The 21,706-nt window shown below is 72.6% G+C and carries 19 protein-coding genes and 2 pseudogenes; 15 read left to right on the forward strand and 6 right to left on the reverse strand.

Annotation, left to right across the window (positions count from 1 at the left end):
- Window positions 1–46 precede the first annotated feature (46 nt).
- The 4 genes from G3I60_RS29765 to G3I60_RS29780 all read left to right on the forward strand — a co-directional run bounded on the left by G3I60_RS29765 (window position 47) and on the right by G3I60_RS29780 (window position 5,854).
- Window positions 47–1,303: an ABC transporter substrate-binding protein gene (locus G3I60_RS29765; protein WP_164295605.1), complete on the forward strand. Its 1,257-nt coding sequence runs from the start codon at window positions 47–49 to the stop codon at window positions 1,301–1,303.
- Window positions 1,304–1,382: 79 nt separating this feature from the next.
- Window positions 1,383–4,139 (forward strand): ATP-binding cassette domain-containing protein, encoded by a 2,757-nt coding sequence (locus tag G3I60_RS29770; RefSeq protein ID WP_164607949.1) that lies wholly within the window; start codon window positions 1,383–1,385, stop codon window positions 4,137–4,139.
- On the forward strand, window positions 4,129–4,902 hold the full coding sequence (locus G3I60_RS29775; protein WP_244809509.1) for an ABC transporter ATP-binding protein: 774 nt from the start codon (window positions 4,129–4,131) through the stop codon (window positions 4,900–4,902). Before G3I60_RS29770 ends, G3I60_RS29775 begins: the two co-directional genes overlap by 11 nt.
- Window positions 4,903–5,068: 166 nt before the next feature.
- Window positions 5,069–5,854 carry an aldo/keto reductase gene (locus tag G3I60_RS29780; RefSeq protein WP_164295634.1) on the forward strand — a complete coding sequence of 262 codons (786 nt, stop codon included), beginning with the start codon at window positions 5,069–5,071 and terminating at the stop codon, window positions 5,852–5,854.
- Window positions 5,855–5,926: 72 nt separating this feature from the next.
- On the opposite strand, the gene G3I60_RS29785 is transcribed toward G3I60_RS29780, so the two are convergent.
- From G3I60_RS29785 to sph, 4 genes are all read right to left on the reverse strand, one after another.
- Window positions 5,927–6,622, reverse strand: coding sequence for a hypothetical protein (locus G3I60_RS29785; protein WP_138355715.1), 696 nt, complete (start codon window positions 6,620–6,622; stop codon window positions 5,927–5,929).
- An 80-nt stretch (window positions 6,623–6,702) separates the two neighbouring features.
- Window positions 6,703–8,514 carry a hypothetical protein gene (locus G3I60_RS29790; protein ID WP_164295607.1) on the reverse strand — a complete coding sequence of 604 codons (1,812 nt, stop codon included), beginning with the start codon at window positions 8,512–8,514 and terminating at the stop codon, window positions 6,703–6,705.
- A complete protein-coding gene (locus G3I60_RS29795; protein WP_164295608.1) occupies window positions 8,511–9,572 on the reverse strand; it encodes a MoxR family ATPase in 1,062 nt (353 codons plus the stop codon). The genes G3I60_RS29790 and G3I60_RS29795 overlap by 4 nt, the downstream gene beginning before the upstream one ends.
- A 130-nt stretch (window positions 9,573–9,702) precedes the next feature.
- Window positions 9,703–10,707 carry a sphingomyelin phosphodiesterase gene (sph, locus tag G3I60_RS29800; protein WP_138355712.1) on the reverse strand — a complete coding sequence of 335 codons (1,005 nt, stop codon included), beginning with the start codon at window positions 10,705–10,707 and terminating at the stop codon, window positions 9,703–9,705.
- A gap of 127 nt (window positions 10,708–10,834) precedes the next feature.
- On the opposite strand from sph, the gene G3I60_RS29805 reads away from it, so the two are divergent.
- The 3 genes from G3I60_RS29805 to G3I60_RS29815 are packed head-to-tail and all read left to right on the forward strand — an operon-like array spanning window position 10,835 to window position 13,180.
- Entirely contained in the window at window positions 10,835–11,668 is an 834-nt protein-coding gene (locus G3I60_RS29805) for a hypothetical protein (protein WP_343241442.1), read from the forward strand.
- Window positions 11,669–11,721: 53 nt separating this feature from the next.
- On the forward strand, window positions 11,722–12,426 hold the full coding sequence (locus G3I60_RS29810; RefSeq protein ID WP_239070391.1) for a triacylglycerol lipase: 705 nt from the start codon (window positions 11,722–11,724) through the stop codon (window positions 12,424–12,426).
- 22 nt (window positions 12,427–12,448) lie between these two features.
- Window positions 12,449–13,180 carry a class I SAM-dependent methyltransferase gene (locus tag G3I60_RS29815; RefSeq protein ID WP_164295609.1) on the forward strand — a complete coding sequence of 244 codons (732 nt, stop codon included), beginning with the start codon at window positions 12,449–12,451 and terminating at the stop codon, window positions 13,178–13,180.
- 105 nt (window positions 13,181–13,285) lie between these two features.
- On the opposite strand, the gene G3I60_RS29820 is transcribed toward G3I60_RS29815, so the two are convergent.
- Window positions 13,286–14,002: an ATP-dependent Clp protease ATP-binding subunit gene (locus G3I60_RS29820; protein WP_164607951.1), complete on the reverse strand. Its 717-nt coding sequence runs from the start codon at window positions 14,000–14,002 to the stop codon at window positions 13,286–13,288.
- Window positions 14,003–14,142: 140 nt separating this feature from the next.
- Between G3I60_RS29820 and G3I60_RS29825 the strand changes: the two genes are divergently transcribed.
- The 8 genes and pseudogenes from G3I60_RS29825 (at window position 14,143) to G3I60_RS29860 (ending at window position 21,252) form a co-directional block, all read left to right on the forward strand.
- Entirely contained in the window at window positions 14,143–15,171 is a 1,029-nt protein-coding gene (locus G3I60_RS29825) for a hypothetical protein (RefSeq protein WP_203674189.1), read from the forward strand.
- 58 nt (window positions 15,172–15,229) lie between these two features.
- On the forward strand, window positions 15,230–16,507 hold the full coding sequence (locus G3I60_RS29830; protein WP_343241443.1) for a histidine kinase: 1,278 nt from the start codon (window positions 15,230–15,232) through the stop codon (window positions 16,505–16,507).
- Window positions 16,504–17,148: pseudogene (locus tag G3I60_RS29835) on the forward strand (response regulator); the annotation flags it as partial. The gene G3I60_RS29830 and the pseudogene G3I60_RS29835, both read left to right, overlap by 4 nt.
- Before the next feature lie 102 nt (window positions 17,149–17,250).
- Complete coding sequence (locus G3I60_RS29840; RefSeq protein ID WP_164295612.1) at window positions 17,251–17,733, forward strand: GNAT family N-acetyltransferase; 483 nt, start codon at window positions 17,251–17,253, stop codon at window positions 17,731–17,733.
- 63 nt (window positions 17,734–17,796) lie between these two features.
- Complete coding sequence (locus tag G3I60_RS29845) at window positions 17,797–18,378, forward strand: TetR/AcrR family transcriptional regulator (RefSeq protein ID WP_164295613.1); 582 nt, start codon at window positions 17,797–17,799, stop codon at window positions 18,376–18,378.
- A 129-nt stretch (window positions 18,379–18,507) separates the two neighbouring features.
- Entirely contained in the window at window positions 18,508–19,920 is a 1,413-nt protein-coding gene (locus G3I60_RS29850) for an MFS transporter (protein ID WP_164295614.1), read from the forward strand.
- On the forward strand, window positions 19,917–20,678 hold the full coding sequence (locus G3I60_RS29855) for an SDR family NAD(P)-dependent oxidoreductase (RefSeq protein WP_138355704.1): 762 nt from the start codon (window positions 19,917–19,919) through the stop codon (window positions 20,676–20,678). The genes G3I60_RS29850 and G3I60_RS29855 overlap by 4 nt, the downstream gene beginning before the upstream one ends.
- Window positions 20,679–20,700: 22 nt before the next feature.
- Window positions 20,701–21,252, forward strand: a complete 552-nt coding sequence (locus G3I60_RS29860) for an AAA family ATPase (RefSeq protein ID WP_164295615.1) — start codon at window positions 20,701–20,703, stop codon at window positions 21,250–21,252.
- Between the two features lie 235 nt (window positions 21,253–21,487).
- On the opposite strand, the pseudogene G3I60_RS45760 reads toward G3I60_RS29860, so the two are convergent.
- Window positions 21,488–21,667 (reverse strand): annotated as a pseudogene (locus G3I60_RS45760) (UTRA domain-containing protein); the annotation flags it as partial.
- Window positions 21,668–21,706: the final 39 nt, after the last annotated feature.

Consider the following 21,706-nt stretch of genomic DNA (forward strand, 5'->3'; position numbering starts at 1 on the left):
CGACCGCAGAATGCAGGAACTCATCCGGCCCCGGAGGGATCCTGACGTGTCGCGACCGATCCGCTTCCTCGCCGCAGCCGCGGCCTCGCTGCTGCTCGCCACCGCCTGCAACTCCGCCTCCACCAGCACCTCCCCGCAGGACAAGGCCGGCGCGTCCGCCCGGGGTGTCACCGCTGACTCGATCACCGTCGGCGGCATCGTCTCCAAGACCTCGTCGAGCGGGTACAGCAAGGCCGACACCGATCTCGGGGCCAAGGCCCGCTTCCAGCGCGCCAACGACGAGGGCGGCGTCAACGGGCGGAAGATCGACTACCTGGGCGCGGAGGACGACGGGCAGGACCCCAGCCGCAACCTGGCCGCCGCCCGCAAGCTCGTCCAGCAGGACAAGGTCTTCTCGGTCGTGCCGATGAGCTCGGTCACCTTCTCCGGCGCCGACTTCCTGCAGCAGCAGAAGGTGCCGGTCTTCGGCTGGGGCACGCTGCCCGCCTTCTGCGGCCCCGCCACCACCTACGGCTTCAACGGCTGCCTGGTCCCGAGCCCCGGCGGCACCATCACCCAGTCCTGGCCCGAGGGCCTGGCCCAGGCGCTCGGCGGCGCCAAGGACCGGAGCGTGGCGCTGATCGCCGCCGACAGCGACGCGGGCAAGTTCGGCATCAGGACGTACACCCAGGGCTTCACGGCCGCCGGCTTCAAGGTCACGTACGCCAAGGCCTCGGTCCCGGCCGCCGCCGCGCCGAGCGACTGGTCCGCGTACACCGGGGAGATCCTGAAGAGCAACGGCGGCAAGGCGCCGGACGCGGTCGTCTCCGTGATGCAGACCCCGCAGAACATCGGCCTGTTCACCGCCCTCAAGCGGGCCGGGTTCCACGGCGCGCTCTCCGACCCGACCGACTACGACCCCGGGCTGCTCGCCAAGGCCACCACCGCGCAGGCGCTCGACGGCGTCTACGTCCTGGTGCAGTTCGAGCCCTTCGAGTCGACGAGCCCGGCCATCGCGCAGTTCCTCAAGGACGTCCGGAAGGTCGGCGGCGCGGATGTCCGCCCCAACCTCCATATGATGACCGGCTATCTGTCGGCCGACCTCTTCCTGGCCATCGCGAAGAAGACGGGCCGGGACCTGACCACCGCCACCTTCCAGAAGGCGGCCGACAGCTTCTCGGACACCGGCAGCCCGGCGGGCGAGCGGAGCTTCCCCAAGGGACACACCCAGGGCTTCGGCTGCGGCAGCCTGGTGCGGCTCAAGGGCGGGACGTACGAGGTCGCCGTGCCGTTCAAGTGCTACCCCGCCATCCCGTTCAAGTAGGGGGACAGGTGCTCGGCCCGGCCTGCACCACCTCCTCAGGAAGTCACGTAGTCATGAGCGACCGCGGAAGGCAGTGGCCATGGGAGACCTGCTGGGTTTCGTACTGAGCGGCCTGGTGTCGGGGGCGCTCTACGCGCTGCTGGCGACGGGACTCGTCCTGTCGTACTCCGCCTCGGGCCTGTTCAACTTCGCGCACGGCGCGACCGCGTACCTGTGCGCGCTGGGCTACTACGAACTGCACTCCGGTTTCGGCTGGCCGGCCGTCCCCGCGGCGCTGCTGCTGGTCATGGTCGTCGCGCCGGCCACCGGCTGGGCGCTGGACCGGGCGATGTTCCGGAAGCTGGCGAAGGCCGGGGAGACCGCGCAGATCGTGGCGACCATCGGCCTGCTCGTCGCGCTGCCGGCGGCCGGGCTGTGGGCCGTGGAACTCCTGCGGGACGCGGGGGTCTCCGTACAGCCCGCCGAGAACCAGTTCGGACTGCCGGGCGTCGGGCCCAGTCCGGCGAGGTCCTGGCAGCTCATGGACGGGGTAGGCGTCGACTCCGACCAGCTGATCACCTGGATCACCACAGCGGTCGTCGCGCTCGGTCTGTGGGTGCTGCTCCGGCACACCACGCTCGGCCTGCGGCTGCGCGCGGCCGTCGACAACCGGTCGCTGACCGAGCTGCGCGGGATCAGCGCGGACCGGCTGTCGTCGATCGCCTGGATGCTGTCGTCGGCGCTGGCCGGACTCGCCGGGGTGCTCGCCACCCCGCTGCTCGGCCTGTCCGCGCACGACTACACGCTCTTCCTCTTCGTGTCCGCGACGGCCGCCGTCCTCGGCCGCTTCGCGTCGGTCCCGCTCGCCTTCGCCGGCGGCCTCGCGCTCGGCGTCCTGCAGAACCTGGCCGCCGGATACGCCTCCTTCGCGGACCGGATCACCGGATTCCGTACCGCCGTTCCGTTCTTCCTGCTCTTCGCGGGACTGCTGCTGATGGCCCGCCGGCAGCGCGCGGCGGGTACGGCCGCTGCGGACGTCACCACCCCCGACTATCTGACGGGGGCGTCCTGGGCGCGGCGCTGGGGGCCCTGGGCGGCGGCCGCCGCGCTGCTCGCCCTCGCCTTCTACACCGTCACCACCCCGTTCTGGAGCGGTCTGCTGACCCAAGGGCTGGCGATCTCCCTGGTGTTCGTCTCGTTCACGCTGGTCACCGGGCTCGGCGCGATGGTGAGTCTCGCGCAGGCGACGTTCGTGACCGGCGCCGCGCTGGTGGCCGGGCTGCTGATGAGCCACGGCTGGCCGTTCGTCGCGGCGGCGGCCGTCGGGACCTGTGTCGCGGCGGTGCTCGGCGCGCTGGTGGCGCTGCCCGCGCTGCGGCTGGGCGGCCGGAGCCTCGCGCTCGCCACCCTCGCGCTGGCCTTCCTCGCCGACCAGGTGCTGTTCCAACTGGGCCGGCTGCGCAACGGCGACGCGGGCTGGTCGGTCCCGCGCCCCGTCCTGGGCCCGGTCGACCTCGCCGACGACCGGGCGATGGGCGTCGCCCTGATCGTGCTGTTGTCGGCGGTCGTCGCGGCGCTCAGCGCGCTGCGCGGCTCGGCGACCGGCCGCGCGATCCTCGCGGTACGGTCGGCGCCCGCCGCCGCCATGGCGTCCGGGATCTCGGTGGTCCGCACGAAGCTGGTGCTCTTCGCCCTGTCCGCGGGGCTCGCCGGCTTCGGCGGCGTCATGTACGCCTCCTACAACACCCGCATCACCGCGACGGACTTCACCGCGCTGACCGGTCTGGTCTGGCTGGCGGTGGTCGTCGCCGCCGGGTTGCGGAGACCGCAGCGCGCGGTGGTCGCCGGGCTGGTCTTCGCGATCGTCCCGCACCTCTTCCAGACCTACGTCACCGACTCCGCGCACCTGCCGGTCATCCTCTTCGGCCTGGCCGGACTCGCCCTCGCCAACGACCCCGACGGCTACTGCGCGGCGGTCTCCGTGCGGCTGCGCAGACGGCGGGCGGAGGGAGCGGCACGGATCGAGCGGACCACGGCAGACCTTCCCTCGGCCACACCGCGCCGTCCGCTCGCACCGGCCCCCGCCACCTCCCGGCCGCCCGCGCTCGAACTGCGCGGCGTGCACGCGGGATACGACGGGGCCTCCGTCCTGCACGGGGTGGACCTGACCGTCCGGCCCGGTGAGATCCTGGCGCTGCTGGGTCCCAACGGGGCGGGCAAGAGCACCGTCTGCCGGGTCGCCGCCGGGATCCTCCAACCCGCGCACGGCACCGTACTGACGCACGGCAGGGACGGCACCCGCGAGGGTCCGGTGCGGCGCTCCCGCGACGGAGTCCTGCTCGCGCCCGAGGGCCGCGGGATCTTCCCCGCGCTGACCATCGAGGAGAACCTGACGCTGTATCTGCCCGGCCGGACCGCGCGCGGGCAGGTCTACGAACGCTTCCCGCAGCTCGCGGCGCGGCGCGGGGTCCTCGCCGGGTCGCTGTCGGGCGGCGAGCAGCAGATGCTGGCGCTGGCCCCGCTGCTGCAGCGGCCGCCGAAGGTCCTGATCGCCGACGAACCCTCGCTGGGGCTCGCCCCGCGCGTCGTCGACGAGGTCTTCGCCGTACTCACCGAACTGCGCGCTGCGGGCACCGCGCTGCTGCTCGTCGAGGAGAAGGCGGCGGAGGTGCTCGGTCTCGCCGACACCGTCGCGTATCTGTCGTCCGGCCGGGTGTCGTGGTGCGGCCCGCGCGCGGAGGTGGAGACGGACCGGCTGACCGAGGCGTACCTCGGCATCGCGGCCCCGGCGGGCGCCGGGCCGGGCGGAAGGACCGATGTGGACGTCGACGGGGAGGTGGCCGGCCGTGACCGGTGAGGTGCTGCGGGCGGACGGCATCGGCGTGCGGTTCGGCGGCGTCCGCGCCCTGGACGGGGTCGGCCTCGGCGTTCGCGCGGGCGAGGTGTGCGGGCTGATCGGCCCGAACGGCGCGGGGAAGACCACGTTCTTCGACGCCGTGTCCGGCATCCGCCGCCCCGACGAGGGCCGGGTGCTGCTGGACGGCCGGGACATCACCGGCCGCTCCCCGGTCTGGCGGGCCCGGCACGGGCTGCGCCGCACGTTCCAGCGCCAGCAGCTGTTCGGGCAGCTCACGGTCACCGACAATCTCGTCGTCGCCCAGGAGTGGGACGGCGGCGGAGGGGGTCTCGCGGCCGATCTGGTGTCGGCGCCGTCCCGGCGGTCGCGGGAACGGACCCGCCGGTCCCGGGCCGAGCAGGTGCTGCGCCAGTGCGGTCTGTACGACCTGCGGTCGGTGTACGCGGGAACGCTCCCGGTGGGCCAGGCCCGGATGGTCGAGGTCGCCCGCGCGCTGGCGGACCCGCCCCGGGTCCTGCTGCTGGACGAGCCCGCCTCGGGGATGTCGGGCGCGGAGCGCGAGCAGCTGGCCGATGTCGTACGGCGGCTCGCCGGGCAGGAGGGGTGCGCGGTGCTGCTCGTCGAGCACAATGTGGCCTTCGTGATGGAGCTGTGCGCCCGGGTCGTCGTCCTGGACCTCGGCACGGTGCTCGCGCAGGGCAGCCCCGCTCAGGTGAGGGCCGATCCGGCGGTACGGGACGCCTATCTGGGGACGACCGCCTGACCGGCGGGTCCGCAGGTGGCTCCGGCGATCCCGGCAACGTTTACGGAGAACGGGAATGGAGGTCCGGAGGACATGGTTGGACCAGGAACCCCCATGAACGTCAACGTTAGGATCGCCGCTCGTGAGCAGCAAGGTCCCCTTCATCACCCTCAACAACGGCGTCCGGATGCCGCAGCTCGGTTTCGGTGTCTGGCAGGTGCCGGACGACGAGGCCACGGCCGCTGTCACCACCGCGCTGGAGGCCGGGTACCGCAGCATCGACACCGCCGCGATCTACGGCAACGAGGAGGGCACCGGTAGGGCGATCGCCACCTCCGGTGTGCCGCGCGAAGAACTCTTCATCACGACGAAGCTGTGGAACAACGCGCACGGATTCGACCAGGCCCTGGCGGCCTTCGACGACTCGCTGGCCAAGCTGGGCCTCGACTACGTCGACCTCTACCTGATCCACTGGCCGACGCCGGCCCGCGATCTGTACGCCGACACGTGGCGCGCCCTGGAGAAGATCCAGGCGGACGGTCGCGCCAGGACCATTGGCGTCTCCAACTTCGGCCCCGCGCAGCTGCGCCGCGTCCTGGACGAGGGTTCGATCGTCCCGGCCGTCAACCAGGTCGAGCTGCACCCGGACTTCGCCCAGGCCCCATTGCGCGCCGTCCATGCCGAGCACGGCATCGCCACCGAGGCGTGGTCGCCGCTCGGCCAGGGCAAGGGTCTGCTGGACGAACCGGTGATCGGCACGATCGCGCAGCGGCTCGGCCGCTCCCCGGCCCAGGTCGTGCTGCGCTGGCACCTGCAGATCGGCAATGTCGTGATCCCCAAGTCCGTGACGCCGTCCCGGATCAAGGAGAACATCGACGTGTTCGACTTCGAGCTGACCGACGCCGACATGGCGGCCCTCGCCGGTCTCGACGCGGGCAACCGCATCGGCCCGGACCCCGAGACGGTCAACTGACCGCATGCTCCGATGGCGGCACCCGTTCGGGTGCCGCCATCGTCATGTCCGGTTCAGGTGCAGGAGCGGGGGCTACAGCGTGAACGTCTCTCCCGCCCGGTAGGACCGGACGGTCGTCGCCTCACCCGCGCGCACCAGGTGGACGCGCCCGAGGCCGGAGACCGCGCAGCGCGCGCCGTCCACCGTGAGCAGCGTGTTCTCGTCGATGGCGACGCCCACCGCGACATCGCCGCGGGCCACCGTCTCGACGAGGCGGGCCAGCGTTCCCCACTGGGCCGCGTGGGCCTCGACGGTGCACCGCACGAGGCCGAGCCCGGGCCGCAGGGTGATCTCGTCGAGGTCCTCGGCGGTCTCCTCCGGGCAGACCGGGATCCCGTCCGAGAGCCAGCCGCCGACCAGCGCCAGGTCCGCGGCGACGGCCGCGCCCGCCGAGAATCCCGCGTACGGGACCGAGCCCAGCAGGCCGGCGTGCGCGGCGACGACGTCGCCGTAGGCGGGGGTCAGGCCGCCGCAGACCAGCACCGCGGCCGCCCCGTCCAGCGCGGCGGGGTCCAGCTCGCCGCCGGGCGGCACCAGGACGGGGTAGGGCCGGCAGGGCGCCACGTCCCGCAGCACCGCCTCGTACCGGCCGAAGTCGGCCGCCCCGACGCCCTCGTCGATCAGCAGACAGGCCACCACCGGGTCGGGGCCCGCCGCGGCGAGGAAGGGCCCGTACACCAGGGGCGCGGCCGCTTCGTCCCAGCCGCCGCCGATCAGATACGTCTCCATCCGGCCGAGTCTGCCGCCCCGGCCGCCGTACCGCACCACATTTCACGGCCGGGACGGCCGGCGCGGCCCGTCGGTGGGCTTCACACCATCCGGAAGACCGGGCCCTTCGGGGTGAACGGGAGCACCGCGCCGCGCGGTACCAGGTACGCGTGTTCGCGGCGCGGGCGCAGCACGTCGCACTCGGCGTCGGTGATGATCAGGACGGGCGCGGTCGGCGGGAAGTCGTCCGCGCGGTGCAGGAGGTCCAGGGCGGGCTGGAGCACGGTGCCGCCGCGCCCGTGGATCCGGACCCGGCCGGCGATGTCCGCGACCGGGACGTACCCCGCGTCGTGCGCCGCCGCGTCGCACATGATGACGCGGGCGGCGGGCACGTCGCGGGCCGCGGCGTACGAGGCGATGGCGCCCAGCGCCTTGCCGATCAGCGTGGTGCTCATCGATCCCGAGGTGTCGAGGACGACTCCGAAGGTGCAGCGGGCCACCTCCTCGGGCGGGAAGTACCGCCCGGCGCGCGGGATGTCGGGGGTGGAGGACTGGCGGCGGGAGGGGCGGGCGTAGGAGCGGACCGGTTCGGGACGGGGGACGAACTCGTCGAACCAGCGGGCGAGTTGGGCGTCCCAGGCCAGCGGCGGGTGGCTGAGCGCGTTGATCTCCTCCACGAGCCCGGCCGGGAGCAGCCCGCGTTCGCGCGTCGAGTGCAGGTCGAGGCCGGTCATCAGCCCGCGGCGGTAGAACTCGTCGAGGTCGACCCACTCCGCCGGCCGGGCGGGCCGGGGCAGCGGCTCACCGAGGATGTCGCCCTTGCCCTTGCCGCGCAGCGTCGCCAGCCGCCGCATCCGGCGCAGGTCGGTGGCGATGCGGTCGTAGACCTCCTCGGCGGACAGGCCCTGGAGTTCGGGATCGTGCAGCAGCCCGGCGGGCATCTCGCCGATGTCCATCTCGATCAGCCAGGCGTTGATGACGTAGTCGGCGGCGACGTTGAACAGGTACGGGTCACGGCCGCCGCAGCGCTCGCCGTGCCGCAGGGCGGCGTGCAGCATCTCGTGGCCGAGGATGAAGCGCCATTCCTCGTCCGTGTGGCGGAGCAGCGGGTTGATGTAGATCTCGGCCGCTTCCGGGCTGACCGCGGCGATGGAGATGCCGTGCGCACGGGCGAGTTCGGCGTCCGCGACCAGCGTCATGCCCGCGGCGATCCCGCCCAGCAGCGGGTACGAGGAGACGAACCAGTTGAGCGCGCGCTCCCAGGGCCGCTGCTCCACCCGGGCCCCGGTGAGGGTGTCGCGACGGCCGCCCGCCATGTCCATCGCGGCCGACACCGTACGGGTCAGGGCGTGGGCGAGGGCGTTGCTCCAGTCCGGCGGGGAGCCGCGCCAGGAGATCCACTCGGTCAGCAGCTGGTCGGGCTCGCCGGGGCCCGCGGTGCCGCAGTCGGCGTAGGCGGGCGGAATGCCGTCCCGGCGGAAGCGCTCGGCGAGCTTGTCCTCGTCGCCGTCCGGCCAGCTGCGCGGCAGGTGTTCCGGCGCTTCCCCGACGGGCATCGCGGCCAGGAAGCGGTTGACGACGACACAGCGCGCGGCGAGGTCGAAGGCGTCGGGCTGCTCGCGCGGCCCGGCCGCGGCGGGCACATGGCCGAAGCCGACGTGCAGCAGGCAGTGCGCGAGCGCCCAGGCCCAGGCGCCCGGCTCGGCACGGCGGTACGGGTGGGCGTGGACCGTGCCGTTGGAGCTGACCACGGCCAGGCCGCGCTCCGGACGGTGCTCGCAGGCGGGCAGCCGGCAGAACGACACGTCGAGGGCGGACAGCGCGGGATGCGCGGAGACGATCGCGCACCCCTTCAGGTACGCCGCGTCGGCCAGTTCCCGCTGCTTGTCGGGGCGCTTGGCACGGGCCTTCACCGGCGCGCCTCGACCAGCCGCGGCATGTCGCGGGCGGCCTCGACGAGGAACCAGGCGGGCAGCACGGGATTGCCGTCCATGTCCTCGGCGATGACGGTCTGGGCGACCTCGACGGAGATCTCCGCGAGCTGCACGAGCAGCGCCTTGGAGCGGTAGGCGGTCTGCCGGACGGCCTCGGAGGCGTGCTCCTTGCGGTCCGGCAGCTCCTTGGCGAGCCGGCCGCGGAACGCGTCGGCGAGGTAGTAGAGCAGATCGCGGTCCTCGAGACGGCGCGGCCAGGGGGCGTCGCCCTTGATGATCGCGTCGATGCCGTAGGCGTTGCGGACGATCTTCGCGTAGCCGCAGAAGGAGACGGCGTGCGCGGGGGTGAGCGTCCCGTGCGTGATGACCTTGAGGGTGTCCTCGTCGAGCGTCGGGCCGAACGAGTGCAGCGCGTCGGAGAGCATGTGCCACGAGCGCGGGGTGGAGAACGCCTCCTCGGTCTTCGGCGCCTTCGACCAGAGGTGGTCGGGCCGGTCGGTCAGGTACTCCGTCACCCACGGGTGGATGCCGTTCTCGCCCGCCCACACCAGCCAGTCCTTCGCGGAGGCCTGCAGGTGGACGTGGGCGAGGCGGTTGATGAGCGCGGACGCGATGGGGCGGGCGAGCGCGTTGTCGGTGGACCGGTTGCCCGCGCCGATGACGATGGAGCCCGCGGGCAGCTCGTAGGAGCCGATCCGGCGGTCCAGGATCAGCGAGTAGAACGCCTTCTGGACGTCGGGCGTCGCGGCGTTGAGCTCGTCCAGGAACAGGCAGTACGGCTCGTCGCGCGCGATGGCCTCGGGCGGGCAGAAGCGCGTCCGCCCGTCGTGGATCTGCGGCACGCCGATCAGGTCCTCCGGGGCCAGCTGGGTGCCCAGCAGCGAGACACACTCCAGGCCGAGCGATTCGGCGAAGGCCCTGACCAGCGAGGACTTGCCGATCCCGGGCGCACCCCAGAGGAACACCGGACGCACGGTGGCCAGCCCGAGCAGCAGCTCGGGTATACGGGTGGGCGTGACGGTGATGGCGGACTGCACGGTGCGGGCTCTCCGGGGAGGTGAGTGGAGCGGCGGGGTGATTGGTTACCCAGCGTGACGGTGAACGAGGGTCCGCACAACTGGTTTTCCCGCCGCCGCACCCACTCCTCCTTCGGAGGGGCGCCGCCGGCTACACGTCGCCCGCGACCAGCGGGTAGTGGTCGGAGTAGTCGGTGTACGAGTACGTGGTGCCCCAGCTGGAGACCGACCACTTCGGCGAGTGCTCGTCGACGACGCGGTTGTTCCAGTGGGCCGGCCGGGCGTGGCCGTTGCGCAACAGCGCGTGGTCCAGTCGCTGGGCCGGGTCGTTCGGGTAGCGGTCCCGGGCGACGGAGTTGGTGACGGGGTCGAAGCTGTTCGCGGGGCCTGGGTTGGCGTCGGGAGCGGCGGCGTCGAGGTCCGCGAGCAGGCCCGCGTAGTCGCTGCCGTGCGCGTCGATGTTGAGGTCGCCGGCGATGATGACGGGTTCGGCGGCGGGGATGTTGCGGGCGTCGAGGAAGGCGTCGATCTCCTGGTCCTGGCCGTGCCGGATGCTCGCGGCCTCGCCGGAGCCGCAGGAGGAGTCGTCGGCCTGGGTGTGGGTGCCGACGATGTGCACGCGGGTGCCGTTCACGTTCAGGACGACGTACACGAAGCCCTTGTTGGAGTAGTAATCGGCGCCGCAGCCGTCCGCGTAGACATGCTGCACCTTCTCCAGGATCGGCCACTTGCTGACGACGGCGACGCCGCCGTCCTCCGGCGTCCAGGAGCTGTACGCGCCCTCGGTGCGGTCCCAGCCGCTGGTGGAGCGGCCGAGCACGGGCGTCTGGTACGGGTAGCGGCCCTTGACGTTGCCGAGCAGCCGGTCGGAGGCGGCGTTGTCGAACGCCTCCTGGAATATGACGACATCGGCGTTCTGCGTGTAGCCCGCGTTCGCGATCAGGTCGGCGCGCTGCAACTGCCCCCAGTTCGGGTACAGGTTGCGCGACAGCATCATCACATTGCTGGTCACGAGCTTGATCTGGGGGACCTGCGGGCTCTGCGCCGTGCGCGCCGCGTCCGCCGTGCCGGCGGGGGACGCGACGGCGGGCGTGGTGGCGGCGGAACCGAGCAGGAGCACGAAGGCACAGGCGGTGGCGGCTCGGGCAAGTCTCACGGAACACTCCCGGTGAACGTGGGTGGAGAAGCAGCGGAAGCCTAGGCGGACATGGTTACCGAAGGGTAGATACGTGCGGACATCCGGTCTACGATCTGCCCCCAGATGTCAATCTGACGGAGGATCAGTGACCGCCAAGCCGCTCCATGCCGCCGCCGTACTGGCCGGTGCCATCGCCCTCACCGTCGTCGGCTCCACCGCGTCGGCCGCCTCCCCCGGCGGCTGGACCGAGACCGGCACCTCGTACACCGGTTCCCTGACCGGCGGCGAGGGCGTGGCCAGCCGCGCCGACGGCTCGCTGCTCTACCGGGGTCTCGGCTCGATCCCGATCGCCCTGCGCATCAAGGGGTGGAACCACGTCGGCGACCCGGACATCGCCCAGGGCCATGTCTTCGACGCCTACCAGGGCGGGGACGGCGCGACGTCGAAGATGTACGCCGTCACCACTCCCGGTGGGCAGCGCTACGAGTACGTGCACCAACTCGACGCCGGAGAGGCGCTGAACAACTCGTTCGCCGCCGTCTCCCCCGACGCGCAGTGGCTGGTCTCCGGCGAATGGGGCACGCAGAACCGCCTCCAGGTCTTCCCCGCGCCGCTGCTCAACCCGGCCACCCCGCGCACCGGCGGCGCGCTCCCGCAGGCCGGGCAGATCACCCTGAGCCGCGCGGTCGACAACATCCAGGGCTGCGACTTCGTCTCCGGCACCCGCCTGGTGTGCGTCTCCGACGACGACGCCAAGGACCTGGTGCAGGTCGACCTCCCGCACGCGCTGGACGGCACCGCGGTCACCGGCCAGGTGACGACGCTGCTCCAGCTGCCGAAGCGCAGCATCTGCTCCGGCACCTTCGAGTCCGAGGGCATCGACTTCGACCCGCGCACCGGCACGCTGCGCGCGGAGGTCGTCCAGCCGGGCATCTGCATGGTCTCCACGTCGGTGTACTCCTACTCCCCCACCCCGTAGGAGCGGCCGGCACCACGGCCCTGTTCATCCCCCCACCTGGTAGGAGGCAGTTCATGCGTCTCATGCGTCGCAGATCGACCGTGCTCCTGTCCGTACTCGGCGCCCTGGCCCTGCTGTTCGGCGCGGCACCCGCGTCGATGGGCGCCCAGCCCGCCGGCCCGCCCGCGCACCATCCGGTGATCTTCGTGCACGGCTACAACGCCGACCCCGGGGTGTGGGGCGGCATGATCGCCGACTTCAAGGCCGCCGGGTACTCCGACAACGAGCTGTTCAGCTGGGGCTACGACACCCACCAGTCGGTCAACGAGGTACTGGCGGGCCGCTTCACCGACTACGTCAACAGCGTGCTGAGCAGCACCGGCGCGTCGAAGGTCGACCTGGTCGCGCACTCCCTCGGCAGCCTGACCACCCGCTGGTACGTCAAGTTCCGCGGCGGCACGGCCACCGTCGACCACTGGGTCTCCCTCGGCGGCCCGAACCACGGCACCTACATCTCGTGGGCCTGTGTGATCTGGGACCAGGCGTGCCGCGACATGTCGCCCGGCTCGTACGTGCAGAACCAGCTGGCGGCGGGCGACGAGACGCCGGGCGCCGTCAAGTACGCGACGTTCTGGTCGGAGTGCGACGAGGTCATCAACCCGGACAGCAGCGTCGCGCTCAGTGGCGCCGTCAACACGGACGCCGGGTGCCTGAAGCACAATGACCTGCTCGGGGACGACGGGGTATCGCAGGGAGTACGCGATTTCCTCGCCGGCTGATGACTCCCCGTAGGCTGCCCGTGTGCTGAACTACGACGTAGAAGCCGAACGGTACGACGCGACCCGCGGAGGCGTCCCCCGGGCGGAAGCCGCGGCCCGTGCCGTGCTCCAACTGGTGCCGGACCGGGCCCGCACCCTGCTCGATGTGGGGTGCGGGACCGGCCTGGTGACCGAGCGGCTCGCCCGACCGGGGCTGCGCGTCCTGGGCGTCGACGCGTCGGCCGGTATGGCGTCGGTGGCCGCCGGCCGGGTCGGCCCCGCCGTGGTGCTCGGCGACAGCCGGCGGCTGCCGTTCGCCACCGGGTCCGTGGACGCGGTGTGCGCCATCTGGCTGCTGCATCTGCTGCCGGACGCGGCGGAGGTCGTCGCCGAGTGCGCGCGGGTGCTGCGGCCCGGCGGGGTGTTCCTCACCACCGTCGACAAGGACCTGGCACACGGGGTGGACAGCGACATCGACGCGCTGCTCGCCCCGCACCTCATCCCGGACGCCTACGACGAGGCCGCGGCCGTCGTCGGCTGGGCGGCCGGCCACGGGCTGCGCCCCGGCGCGGAGACCTCCTTCACCGGCCACGGCCAGGGCCGGTCCCCGGCGCTGACGGTCGAGAAGATCCGCGCCGGATACTTCGCCTCCGCCCTGGAGTTCAGCCCGCGCCAGGCCCAGGGCGTCATCGAGGGCCTGGGCGCACTGCCGGGCCAGCACACCCCGCGCCCCGACCCCGTCTACCGGCTGCTCACCCTGGGCAAGGAGGCCTGACGACCTCTTCCGCGCGGGCGGTCCGGCGGGGCTCGGGGCCGGTCCGGCGGGTCCTGTGGCGGCGAATCCTGGGCGGGCGGGCTCCGAAGTCCGCCCGCCGGCGGGCTACTTCGAGAGTTCGTGGAGCGTCGCGACGACCCACTCCTCCGTCAGGCCCTTGGTGACCCCCAGGCCCACCAGGGCCTGGGCGGCGGGGTCCTGCTCATCGCTGAGGACGCCGAGCAGGATGTGTTCCGTGCCGATGTAGTTGTGCCCGAGGCGCAGCGCCTCGCGCAGGACGAGGTGCAGCGCCTTCTTGCCGCCGGCGGTGATCGGCATATGGCCCTTCACCGGCTCGGCCTCCCCGCCGGGGGTGCTGACGGCGGCGCGGACCGCCTCGGGCGGCGCGCCCAGTTCGACCATGGCGCGGCAGGCCAGCCCTTCCGGCTCATGGAGCAGACCGAGGACGAGGTGTTCGGTGCCCAGGCTCGCGTGCAGCGCGGTGCGCGCCTCCTCCTGGGCGCTCTTGACCGTGTTGCGGGCGCGGTTGGTGAAGCGGCCGAAGAGGGAGTCGAGCGGCAGGTCGAGGTCGTCGGGGGTTCTCGGTACGAAGCGTTTCTGTACGGCCTGCTTGCTGACGCCCATGTTCTGGCCGATGTCGGTCCAGGAGGCACCGGCCCTGCGGGCCTGGTCCACGAAGTGGCCGATCAGATGGTCGGCGACTTCGCCGACGTGCTCCGCCAGGGTCACCGCGTCGGAGAGGTTCTGCAGCGGGTCGCCGTCCGGGTGCCGTTCCTTGACGTGGGTGATGAGGTCGTCGAGTCGTACTGGATGTCCCGTCATGCGTCAACTTTAGGTTGACGATTGCGAGGCGTCAACCCTTGGTTGACGATTGTCGCGGGCAGGCGGGTCCCCCGTTCTGGGGATGCGGATCGTCTTCCGGCCGGACGTGGCGGCCACGCCCGGCCGGGAGCGTGGACGGTATGGAAACCACCGCGCTCGACCACCCGTCCCCACCCCTCGCTGAGCAGCGGCGGACCGCGCCGGCCCGCCGCGTCGTGCGGGCCGTGGCCATCGCCGCCTGCCTCCCGTATCTCACGCTCAAGATCGCCTGGCTCTCCGGCAGCACCGTCGGCATCCCGGCCGGCAGCTCGCTGCGCGGCAGCCTGGAGGACAGCTCCTTCTACGCCGTCAACGTCCTGACCGTCGCGATGGACCTCGCCGTCGTCGCGCTCGCCCTCGCGCTGACCCGCCCCTGGGGCCGCTGCCTGCCGGCCTGGCTGCTCGTTCTGCCCGGCTGGATCGCGACGGGGCTGATCGCCCCGATCGTCGTCGCCTTCCCACTGCAGACCGCTCTCTCCCTCATCACCGGCAGCCGGAGCACTCCCCCGGGGGATCCCTGGCTGGACGAGTGGGTGTTCGGCGTCGTCTACACCGGGTTCGGCATCCAGGGGATGGCCCTGGGCACCCTGTTCGTGCTCTACGCGAAGGACCGCTGGGGCCCGCTGCTGCGCGGCCGGACCGCGGACCTCATGGCGAGCCCCACCCGGCCCGTCCTGCGGATCGCCGCGGCCGCCGCCGCGGCCGCCGCGCTGCCGCCCGCCGTCCTGCACACCGTCTGGGCCTGCGGCGGAACCGTCGGCCTCACCGCCTCCCGGATCGCGGAACACACCACGACCACCGCGATCGTCGAGGCCGACAGCGCCGCGTTCGCGGTGCTCGGGGCCGTCGGGATCCTGCTCGCCGCCTTCCGTCCGGGCAGGACCCGGCTGGTGGTCCCGCTGGCGCTCGGCTGGACCGGCGGCGCGGCCTCGGCGGCGTGGGGCGGCTGGATGCTGCTGGCCGGGATCGTCGCGCCGGACGACTCCGGCGAACCGGGGACGTCCCCGCTCATGGACCTGACCTACGCTGTGCAGATGCTCCTCGGGATGCTCGTTCTCGTCGCCGGCGCCTATCTGCTCGCGGAACGCGCGGCGGCGCGCGGCGCGACCGCCGCCCAGCGGCGTGGCTGACCCAACGGACCGGACGGCGCCGGATCCCACAGGGGAGCGGTGGCCCGGTCCGACGCCGGTGCCGTCCCGGACGCGCGGCGCGCTCTTCCGGGCGGCCGGCGCGCTGTTCGGCCGGCGGGCCCGGCTCCGGTGGGTCCATCTCATCCTCGGCGGCGCGCTGTTGATGCCGTTCTACCTGCTGATGAACACCGCGCTGAACGTCGCCGCGCACGCCGAAGAGGGCAGCGGCGTCTGGGTCGCGCAGCAGTTCGGCGCCTTCGCCCTCGCCCTGCCGATCGCGGCGGCCGCCGCCGCGGTCTTCCCCCTCGTACGCGATCTGGAGGGGTCGGCGGCGCGGACGCTCGGCGCCGGCCCCGAGGGCGGGCCCGCGCCCTCGGAGGACCGGACGTGGGCGGCGCGGGTCCGGACGTCCTGCTGGTTCCTGCTGCACGTGGGGCTCGGCGGCATCGTCAGCGGAATGACCCTGGCCGTCCCGCCGGCCGCCGTGGTGCTGCTGGCGCTGCCGTTCTCCGCGCGGCTGCGCGAGAACGAACTCCCCTGGTCCCGCCCGCTCACCCTCAGCCACCACGTACTGGCGCCGTTCGCCGCCGTGCTCCTGCTGACCGCGCTCGCACTCACCGCCAAGGGTGCGGCCGCGCTCCTGGCACGCTGCTCCCCCGAGCTGCTCGGCCCGACCCCCGTCGACCGGCTGGCCGCCGCCGAACAGCGCACCCTACGGCTGGCCCTGCGCAACCGGCTGGCCCGCGAACTGCACGACTCGGTGGGGCACGCGCTGAGTGCGGTGACGCTGCAGGCCGGCGCCGCGCGCAAAGTGCTGGACCGCGATCCGGAGTTCGCCCGGCAGGCCCTGGCCGCCATCGAGGAGACCACCCGGCGCGCGGTCGCCGAACTCGACGACGTACTCGGCCTGTTGCGCGAGGACGGCGACGGCTCGACCGCTCCCCCGGGCCCCACCCTCGACGGCCTCGACGCCCTGCTCGGGCAGACGCGGGCCGCGGGCGTCCCGCTGGACGCGTCCGTCGAGGGCGACCTCGACGAGGTGCCGCCGATGGTCTCGCGCGAGGCGTACCGGATCGTGCAGGAAGGCCTCAGCAACGCGCTGCGGCACGCGGGACAGGTACCGGTCGGGCTGCGGATCGCCCTGGCGGACGACGAGTTGGAGATCGAGATGGTGAACCCGGTGGTGGCAGCTCCCTCCCGCAGAACGGGCGGCGGCCGCGGCCTGACGGGCGTCGAGGAACGCACGTCCGTACTGCGCGGCCGCTTCGAGGCGGGAACCGACGGATCGCGGTGGCGGCTGCGCGTCACCCTCCCGCTGGGGGCGGGGACCCGATGAAGCTGCGGATCATCCTCGCCGACGACGAGCGGATGGTGCGCACGGCGCTGCGCGCGATCCTGGAGAGCGAACCGGACATGGAGGTCGTCGGCGAAGCCGCTACCGGCGCCGAGGCCATCCCCCTGGTGCGCGAACTGCGCCCGGACGTCGTCCTGATGGACGTCCGCATGCCGGAGATCGACGGCATCCGCGCCACCGAACAGCTGGTGCGCACCATGACGGATCCGCCGCGCATCGTCGTCGTGACCACCTTCGAGAACGACGCCTACGTCTACGAGGCGCTGCGCGCGGGCGCCGCCGGCTTCCTGCTGAAGCGCGCCGGAGCGGACCAACTCGTCCAGGCCGTACGACTGGTGACCCGCGGCGACTCCCTGCTCTTCCCGGCAGCCGTACGCGCACTCGCCGCCCGCTACGCCCCCGTCGACCCCTCGCAGGCCCTCCGCGACCGCCTCACCGAGCGCGAGGCCGAGGTACTGCGCCTGATGGCGTCGGGCCTGTCGAACGCGGAGATCGCCGAACGACTCGGCCTCGGCCCTGAAACCGTCAAGACCCACGTCGCCCGAGTCCTCGCCAAACTCGGCGCCCGCGACCGCACCCAGGCCGTCATCGCCGCGTACGAATGCGGCTTCGTGCTGCCCGGTTGATGCGGGTTGGTGGCACCGGCCGAGGCGTAGGCTTCGGTCCGGTAACGGCCAGGTCTCGATTCGGGGAACCAATGGTCGTCGTTCTGCGTCATATTCAGCATGAATGATCTTCCTGTACGCATACGCCCTGCCGAGATGGACGACCTGGACGCGGTCGTGAGCATCCACACGGCGGCGTGCGCCGCGGCCGGAGCGGAGCCCGATGCGGTGGGCGGGCTGCTCGCGCGGTTCAACGGGTGGGCGCGGGCCATCCAGTTGCCCGGGAAGACGACGCTGATCGCCGAGGCCGACGGCGAGGTGGTGGGCGTGCTCTCCATGGAGTCGGACGCGCCCGGCACGGCGCTGGAGCTGTCGCAGATCCATGTGCGGCCCGGCCAGTGGCGGCGCGGCATCGGCGGCCGGCTGCATGCGGCGTACGTCCAGTCCCTGCGGGAGACGGGCGTGCTCACCGGACTGGCCGGGGTGTGGGAGCACAACGACCGGGCGCGGGCGTTCTACGCCCGGCTCGGGTGGCGGCCGGACGGAACGGTGGAGACGAACGGGGACGGCCTGCGGCGTCTGCGACTGCGCCTCGAGGTCTGACCCCCAGGGTTCTGGACCGAACGTTCTTGACCGATCGTTCTCGATACGGGTAGCGTCGTTCCCGTGGCCAGGACCAAGGAATTCGATCCGGACGCCGCGCTGCAGTCGGCCCTGGAGCTGTTCTGGCGGCGCGGCTACGAGGCGACGTCGATGGCCGACCTCGTCGAGCATCTCGGTATCGCCCGCGCCAGCATCTACGGGACGTTCGGCAGCAAGCACGGGCTGTACGTCAGGGCGCTGGAGCGGTACGGCGAGCTCTGCGACCCGGCCCTGATGGAAGAGCTGTCCCAGCCGGGGCCCGCGCTCCCCGCGGTCCGTTCCGTGGTGACGCGCTTCGCGGAGGAGTCCGCCTGCGACGACCTGCGGCGCGGCTGTTTCATCACCAACACCGCGGTCGAGCTGGCTCCGCACGACCGGGTCGCGGCCCGGCGCGTCGAGGCCAGTTGGGACTGGCTGGAGACGGCGCTCACCTCGGCCCTCACCCGCGCCGGAGCCCAGGGGGAGCTGCCCGAAGGGCGCGATCCGCGGGCGCTGGCGCGGCTGTTGCTGGTGCTCATGCAGGGCATGCGGGTGGTCGGCAAGGCCGGCCAGGACCCGGCCCGCGTCAGGGACGCGGCGGCACAGGCTCTCTCCCTCCTCGACTGACACTTCGACCACCGACCGACCGTCCGACCATCCGACCGACCGGGCCGGGACCGGGCCCGGAGTGGGCTCCTGCCTGCCCCCATTCGAGAATGATCGATCCAATATAACGCCAGAAAGGCGCAGGGGGACATGTCGTCGAAGCACGGCTTCGCGCTGCTCGGAACCATCCAGGCTTCACTCATCTTCACCATCATGATCCTCATGGTGCCGCTCCCCCGGATAGCCCGGGAGTTCGGCCTCGACCCGGCACAACTCCTGCTGCTCAGCGCCGCGTACGGACTCTCCTTCAGCGGACTGCTGCTCCTCGGCGGCCGGCTGGCGGACCGGCACGGCGGGCGACGGATGCTGGTGGTCGGTCTGTCGGTCTTCGCCGCCGCCTCGGCGGCGGGCGCCCTGGCGCCCGGTTTCACCGTGCTGACGGCCGTCCGGTTCGCGCAGGGGCTCGGCGCGGCACTGACCGCTCCGGCCGCGATGGCCCTGGTACGCGCCCTGTTCCCGGCCGCCGCCGGCTACGACCGGGCCATGGCGACGTGGGGCGGCCTCTCCGTCCTCGGCGCGACCGCCGGGAGCCTGTTCTCCGGTGCCGTGACGGCCTGGGTCTCCTGGCGGCTGACGTTCCTCGTCCCGGTGCTCGTCGCGCTGGCCGGGCTGGCCCTCGCCCCCCGGCTGCTGCCCGCCGACCCGCCCCGCGCCGCCGCGCCACCACCGCTCGACGTACGCGGCGCCGTCACGGCGACCGCCGGTGTCACAGCGGCCGGCTACGGGCTGGTCGCCACCGGGGAGCGGTCCTGGTCGTCGGCTGCCGTACTCGTTCCGCTGGCCTCCGGCCTGCTCCTGCTCATCGCCTTCGTGCTCGTCGAACGCCGGGCCCGCGAACCGCTGCTGCCGCCCGGCTTCCTCCGCGACACCCGGCGCGTCACCGCCCTGGCCGCCATCATGATGACCGCCGCGGGTACGGCGCTCACCTTCTTCCTGCTCTCCCTCTACCTCCAGCAGGTACGCGGCTGGACCCCGCTGCGGACCTCCGCCGCCTTCATCCCGTACGCCGCCGCCCTCGTCGGCTCCGGCCGCGCCGCCGGCCCGCTCATCAGGCGGTACGGAGCCCGCGCGGTCACCGCCGGCGGACTGGCGCTCGGCGCGGCCGGGCTCCTGCTGCTCGCCGGCCTCGACGCGCGGTCGCCGTACGCCACGGGCCTGCTCCCCGGTCTTCTCCTGCTGCCCGCCGGAGCCGGACCGGCGTTCGCGGGCGCCACCGTGCTCGCCACCGCCGGGGTGCCGCACCGCCGGACGGGGCTGGCGGCCGGCGTCATGAACACCGCCATGGAACTGGGCCCGACCATCGGCCTCGCCGCACTGATGTCGGTGGCCGCCACCCGTTCCACGCCCGTCGCCGGATACGCGGCCGCTTTCGGCGCCGCCGGTATCGGCTACGCGCTCACCGCGGTCGCCGCAGCGCTGCTCCTGCGCCCACGCCCACACCCCGTACCGAACCCACCCGCCACCCCCCTCGCACCGCTCATCACCAAGGAGTTGTCGTCATGACCGCACGCTTCACCGGCAGGACCGTCCTCGTCACCGGTGCCGGATCCGGTATCGGCCGGGGCATCGCCCTCGCCTTCGCCCGGGAGGGGGCCAGGGTCGCCGTCGCCGGACGTACGGCCGAACCGCTCAAGGAGACCGCCGCCCTCATCGAGGCCGAGGGCGGCGAAGCCGCCGTCGTCACCGCCGACATCACCCGCTCGCAGGACGTACGGCGCCTGGTCGAGGACACGGTGGCGCGCTTCGGCGGACTCGACATCGCCGTCAACAACGTCGGCATCCTGACGACTCCCGCCCCGGTCGCCGACATCTCCGAGGACGACTGGCGGTCGAGCCTCGACACCAACCTCACCGGCACTTGGCTCTCCATGAAGTACGAGATCGCCCACATGCGCGCCCACGGCGGCGGCGCGATCGTCAACGTCTCCTCCAACCTCGGCGCCCACGGCCGCGTGCCGAACCTGGCCGCGTACGTCGCCGCCAAGGCCGCCGTCAGCGCCCTGACCCGCAACGCCGCCCTCGACCACATCGCCGACGGCGTCCGCATCAACGCGGTCAGCCCCGGCCCCGTCGACACCCCCATGTCCACCCGCCCCGGCGAGACCCCCGCCGACAAGGCGGCCCGCATGCGGCGCGACGTCCCCGCCGGCCGGGCCGGCTCCCTCGACGAGATCGCCGCCGCGGTGCTCCATCTCGCCTCCGCTGAGGCCGGGTTCACCGTCGGGGCTGACCTGGTCCTGGACGGTGGCATCACCGCCTGACCACGCGGTTAGGCTCGACGCCATGATTATCTGGTTGAACGGGACCTTCGGCGCGGGCAAGACCACCACGTCCAAGGAGCTCGCCGCGATCGTCCCGAACGCCCGGATCTTCGACTCCGAGCAGGTCGGCTACATGCTCCGCCACGTCCTGGAATCCGTGCCCGTCAAGGACTTCCAGGACTGGCGGCCATGGCGCGCCCTGGTCGTGGAGACGGCGACCCAGATCCTCGGCTACGTCGGCGGCGTACTCGTCGTCCCCCAGTCGGTCCTGGTGGAGCAGTACTGGACGGAGCTCAGCGCCGGGTTCGCCGCCGCGGGAATTCCCGTGCGCCACTTCGTCCTCCACACGGACCAGGACACCCTCACCCGCCGGATCGAATCCGACACCGTGGAGACCGGCGCCCGCCAATGGCGCCTCGACCACCTCACCGCCTACGAGTCGGCCCGCCCCTGGCTCAGCAGGACGGCCGAGACCATCGACACCACGAACCTCCCGCCGGACCGGGTCGCCCACGCGATCGCCTCCGCCGTCCAGCCACAAATTCCTTGCGACGCCCCCCGGCCCTCCGTCTAAACTGACGTCGTCCAGGTGCGCAAGCAACGGTTACTTCCTTCAGGAGGACGAGGTTCCGGGTTCGACTCCCGGTCGGCGGCCCAGCCGCCGGTAGCTCAACGGCAGAGCGCGTTGTGTCACCGTCGCCAAACCAGATCTCTGGACACCTGCACGAACAGGCGCCCCCTCCCGCTCCGGCGGAAGGGGGCGCCTTCGTTCGACTCCGAGAGCTCTGTTCGGGCCTCGTCCACGGCTGTTCGATCGCGATCTCATAGGCGATCTCCCAGCGGACGTCCGGGATGACGATGTCCGCCGTCTCGACGGGCCGGCCCTCGGTGTCGTAATAGGTGCGCTCGATCTCCAACACCATGTCACCGACCGAGATGCCGAGCAGATTCGCCTGCGCCTGGGTGGCGCGTGCGGGGCTCGGGTGCTGCCGCTCGCCGACCATCCATCGGACACCGACGGCGGCATT

This window comes from Streptomyces sp. SID13666 (assembly GCF_010548325.1).
GTDB classification, from domain to species: Bacteria; Actinomycetota; Actinomycetes; order Streptomycetales; family Streptomycetaceae; genus Actinacidiphila; species Actinacidiphila fildesensis.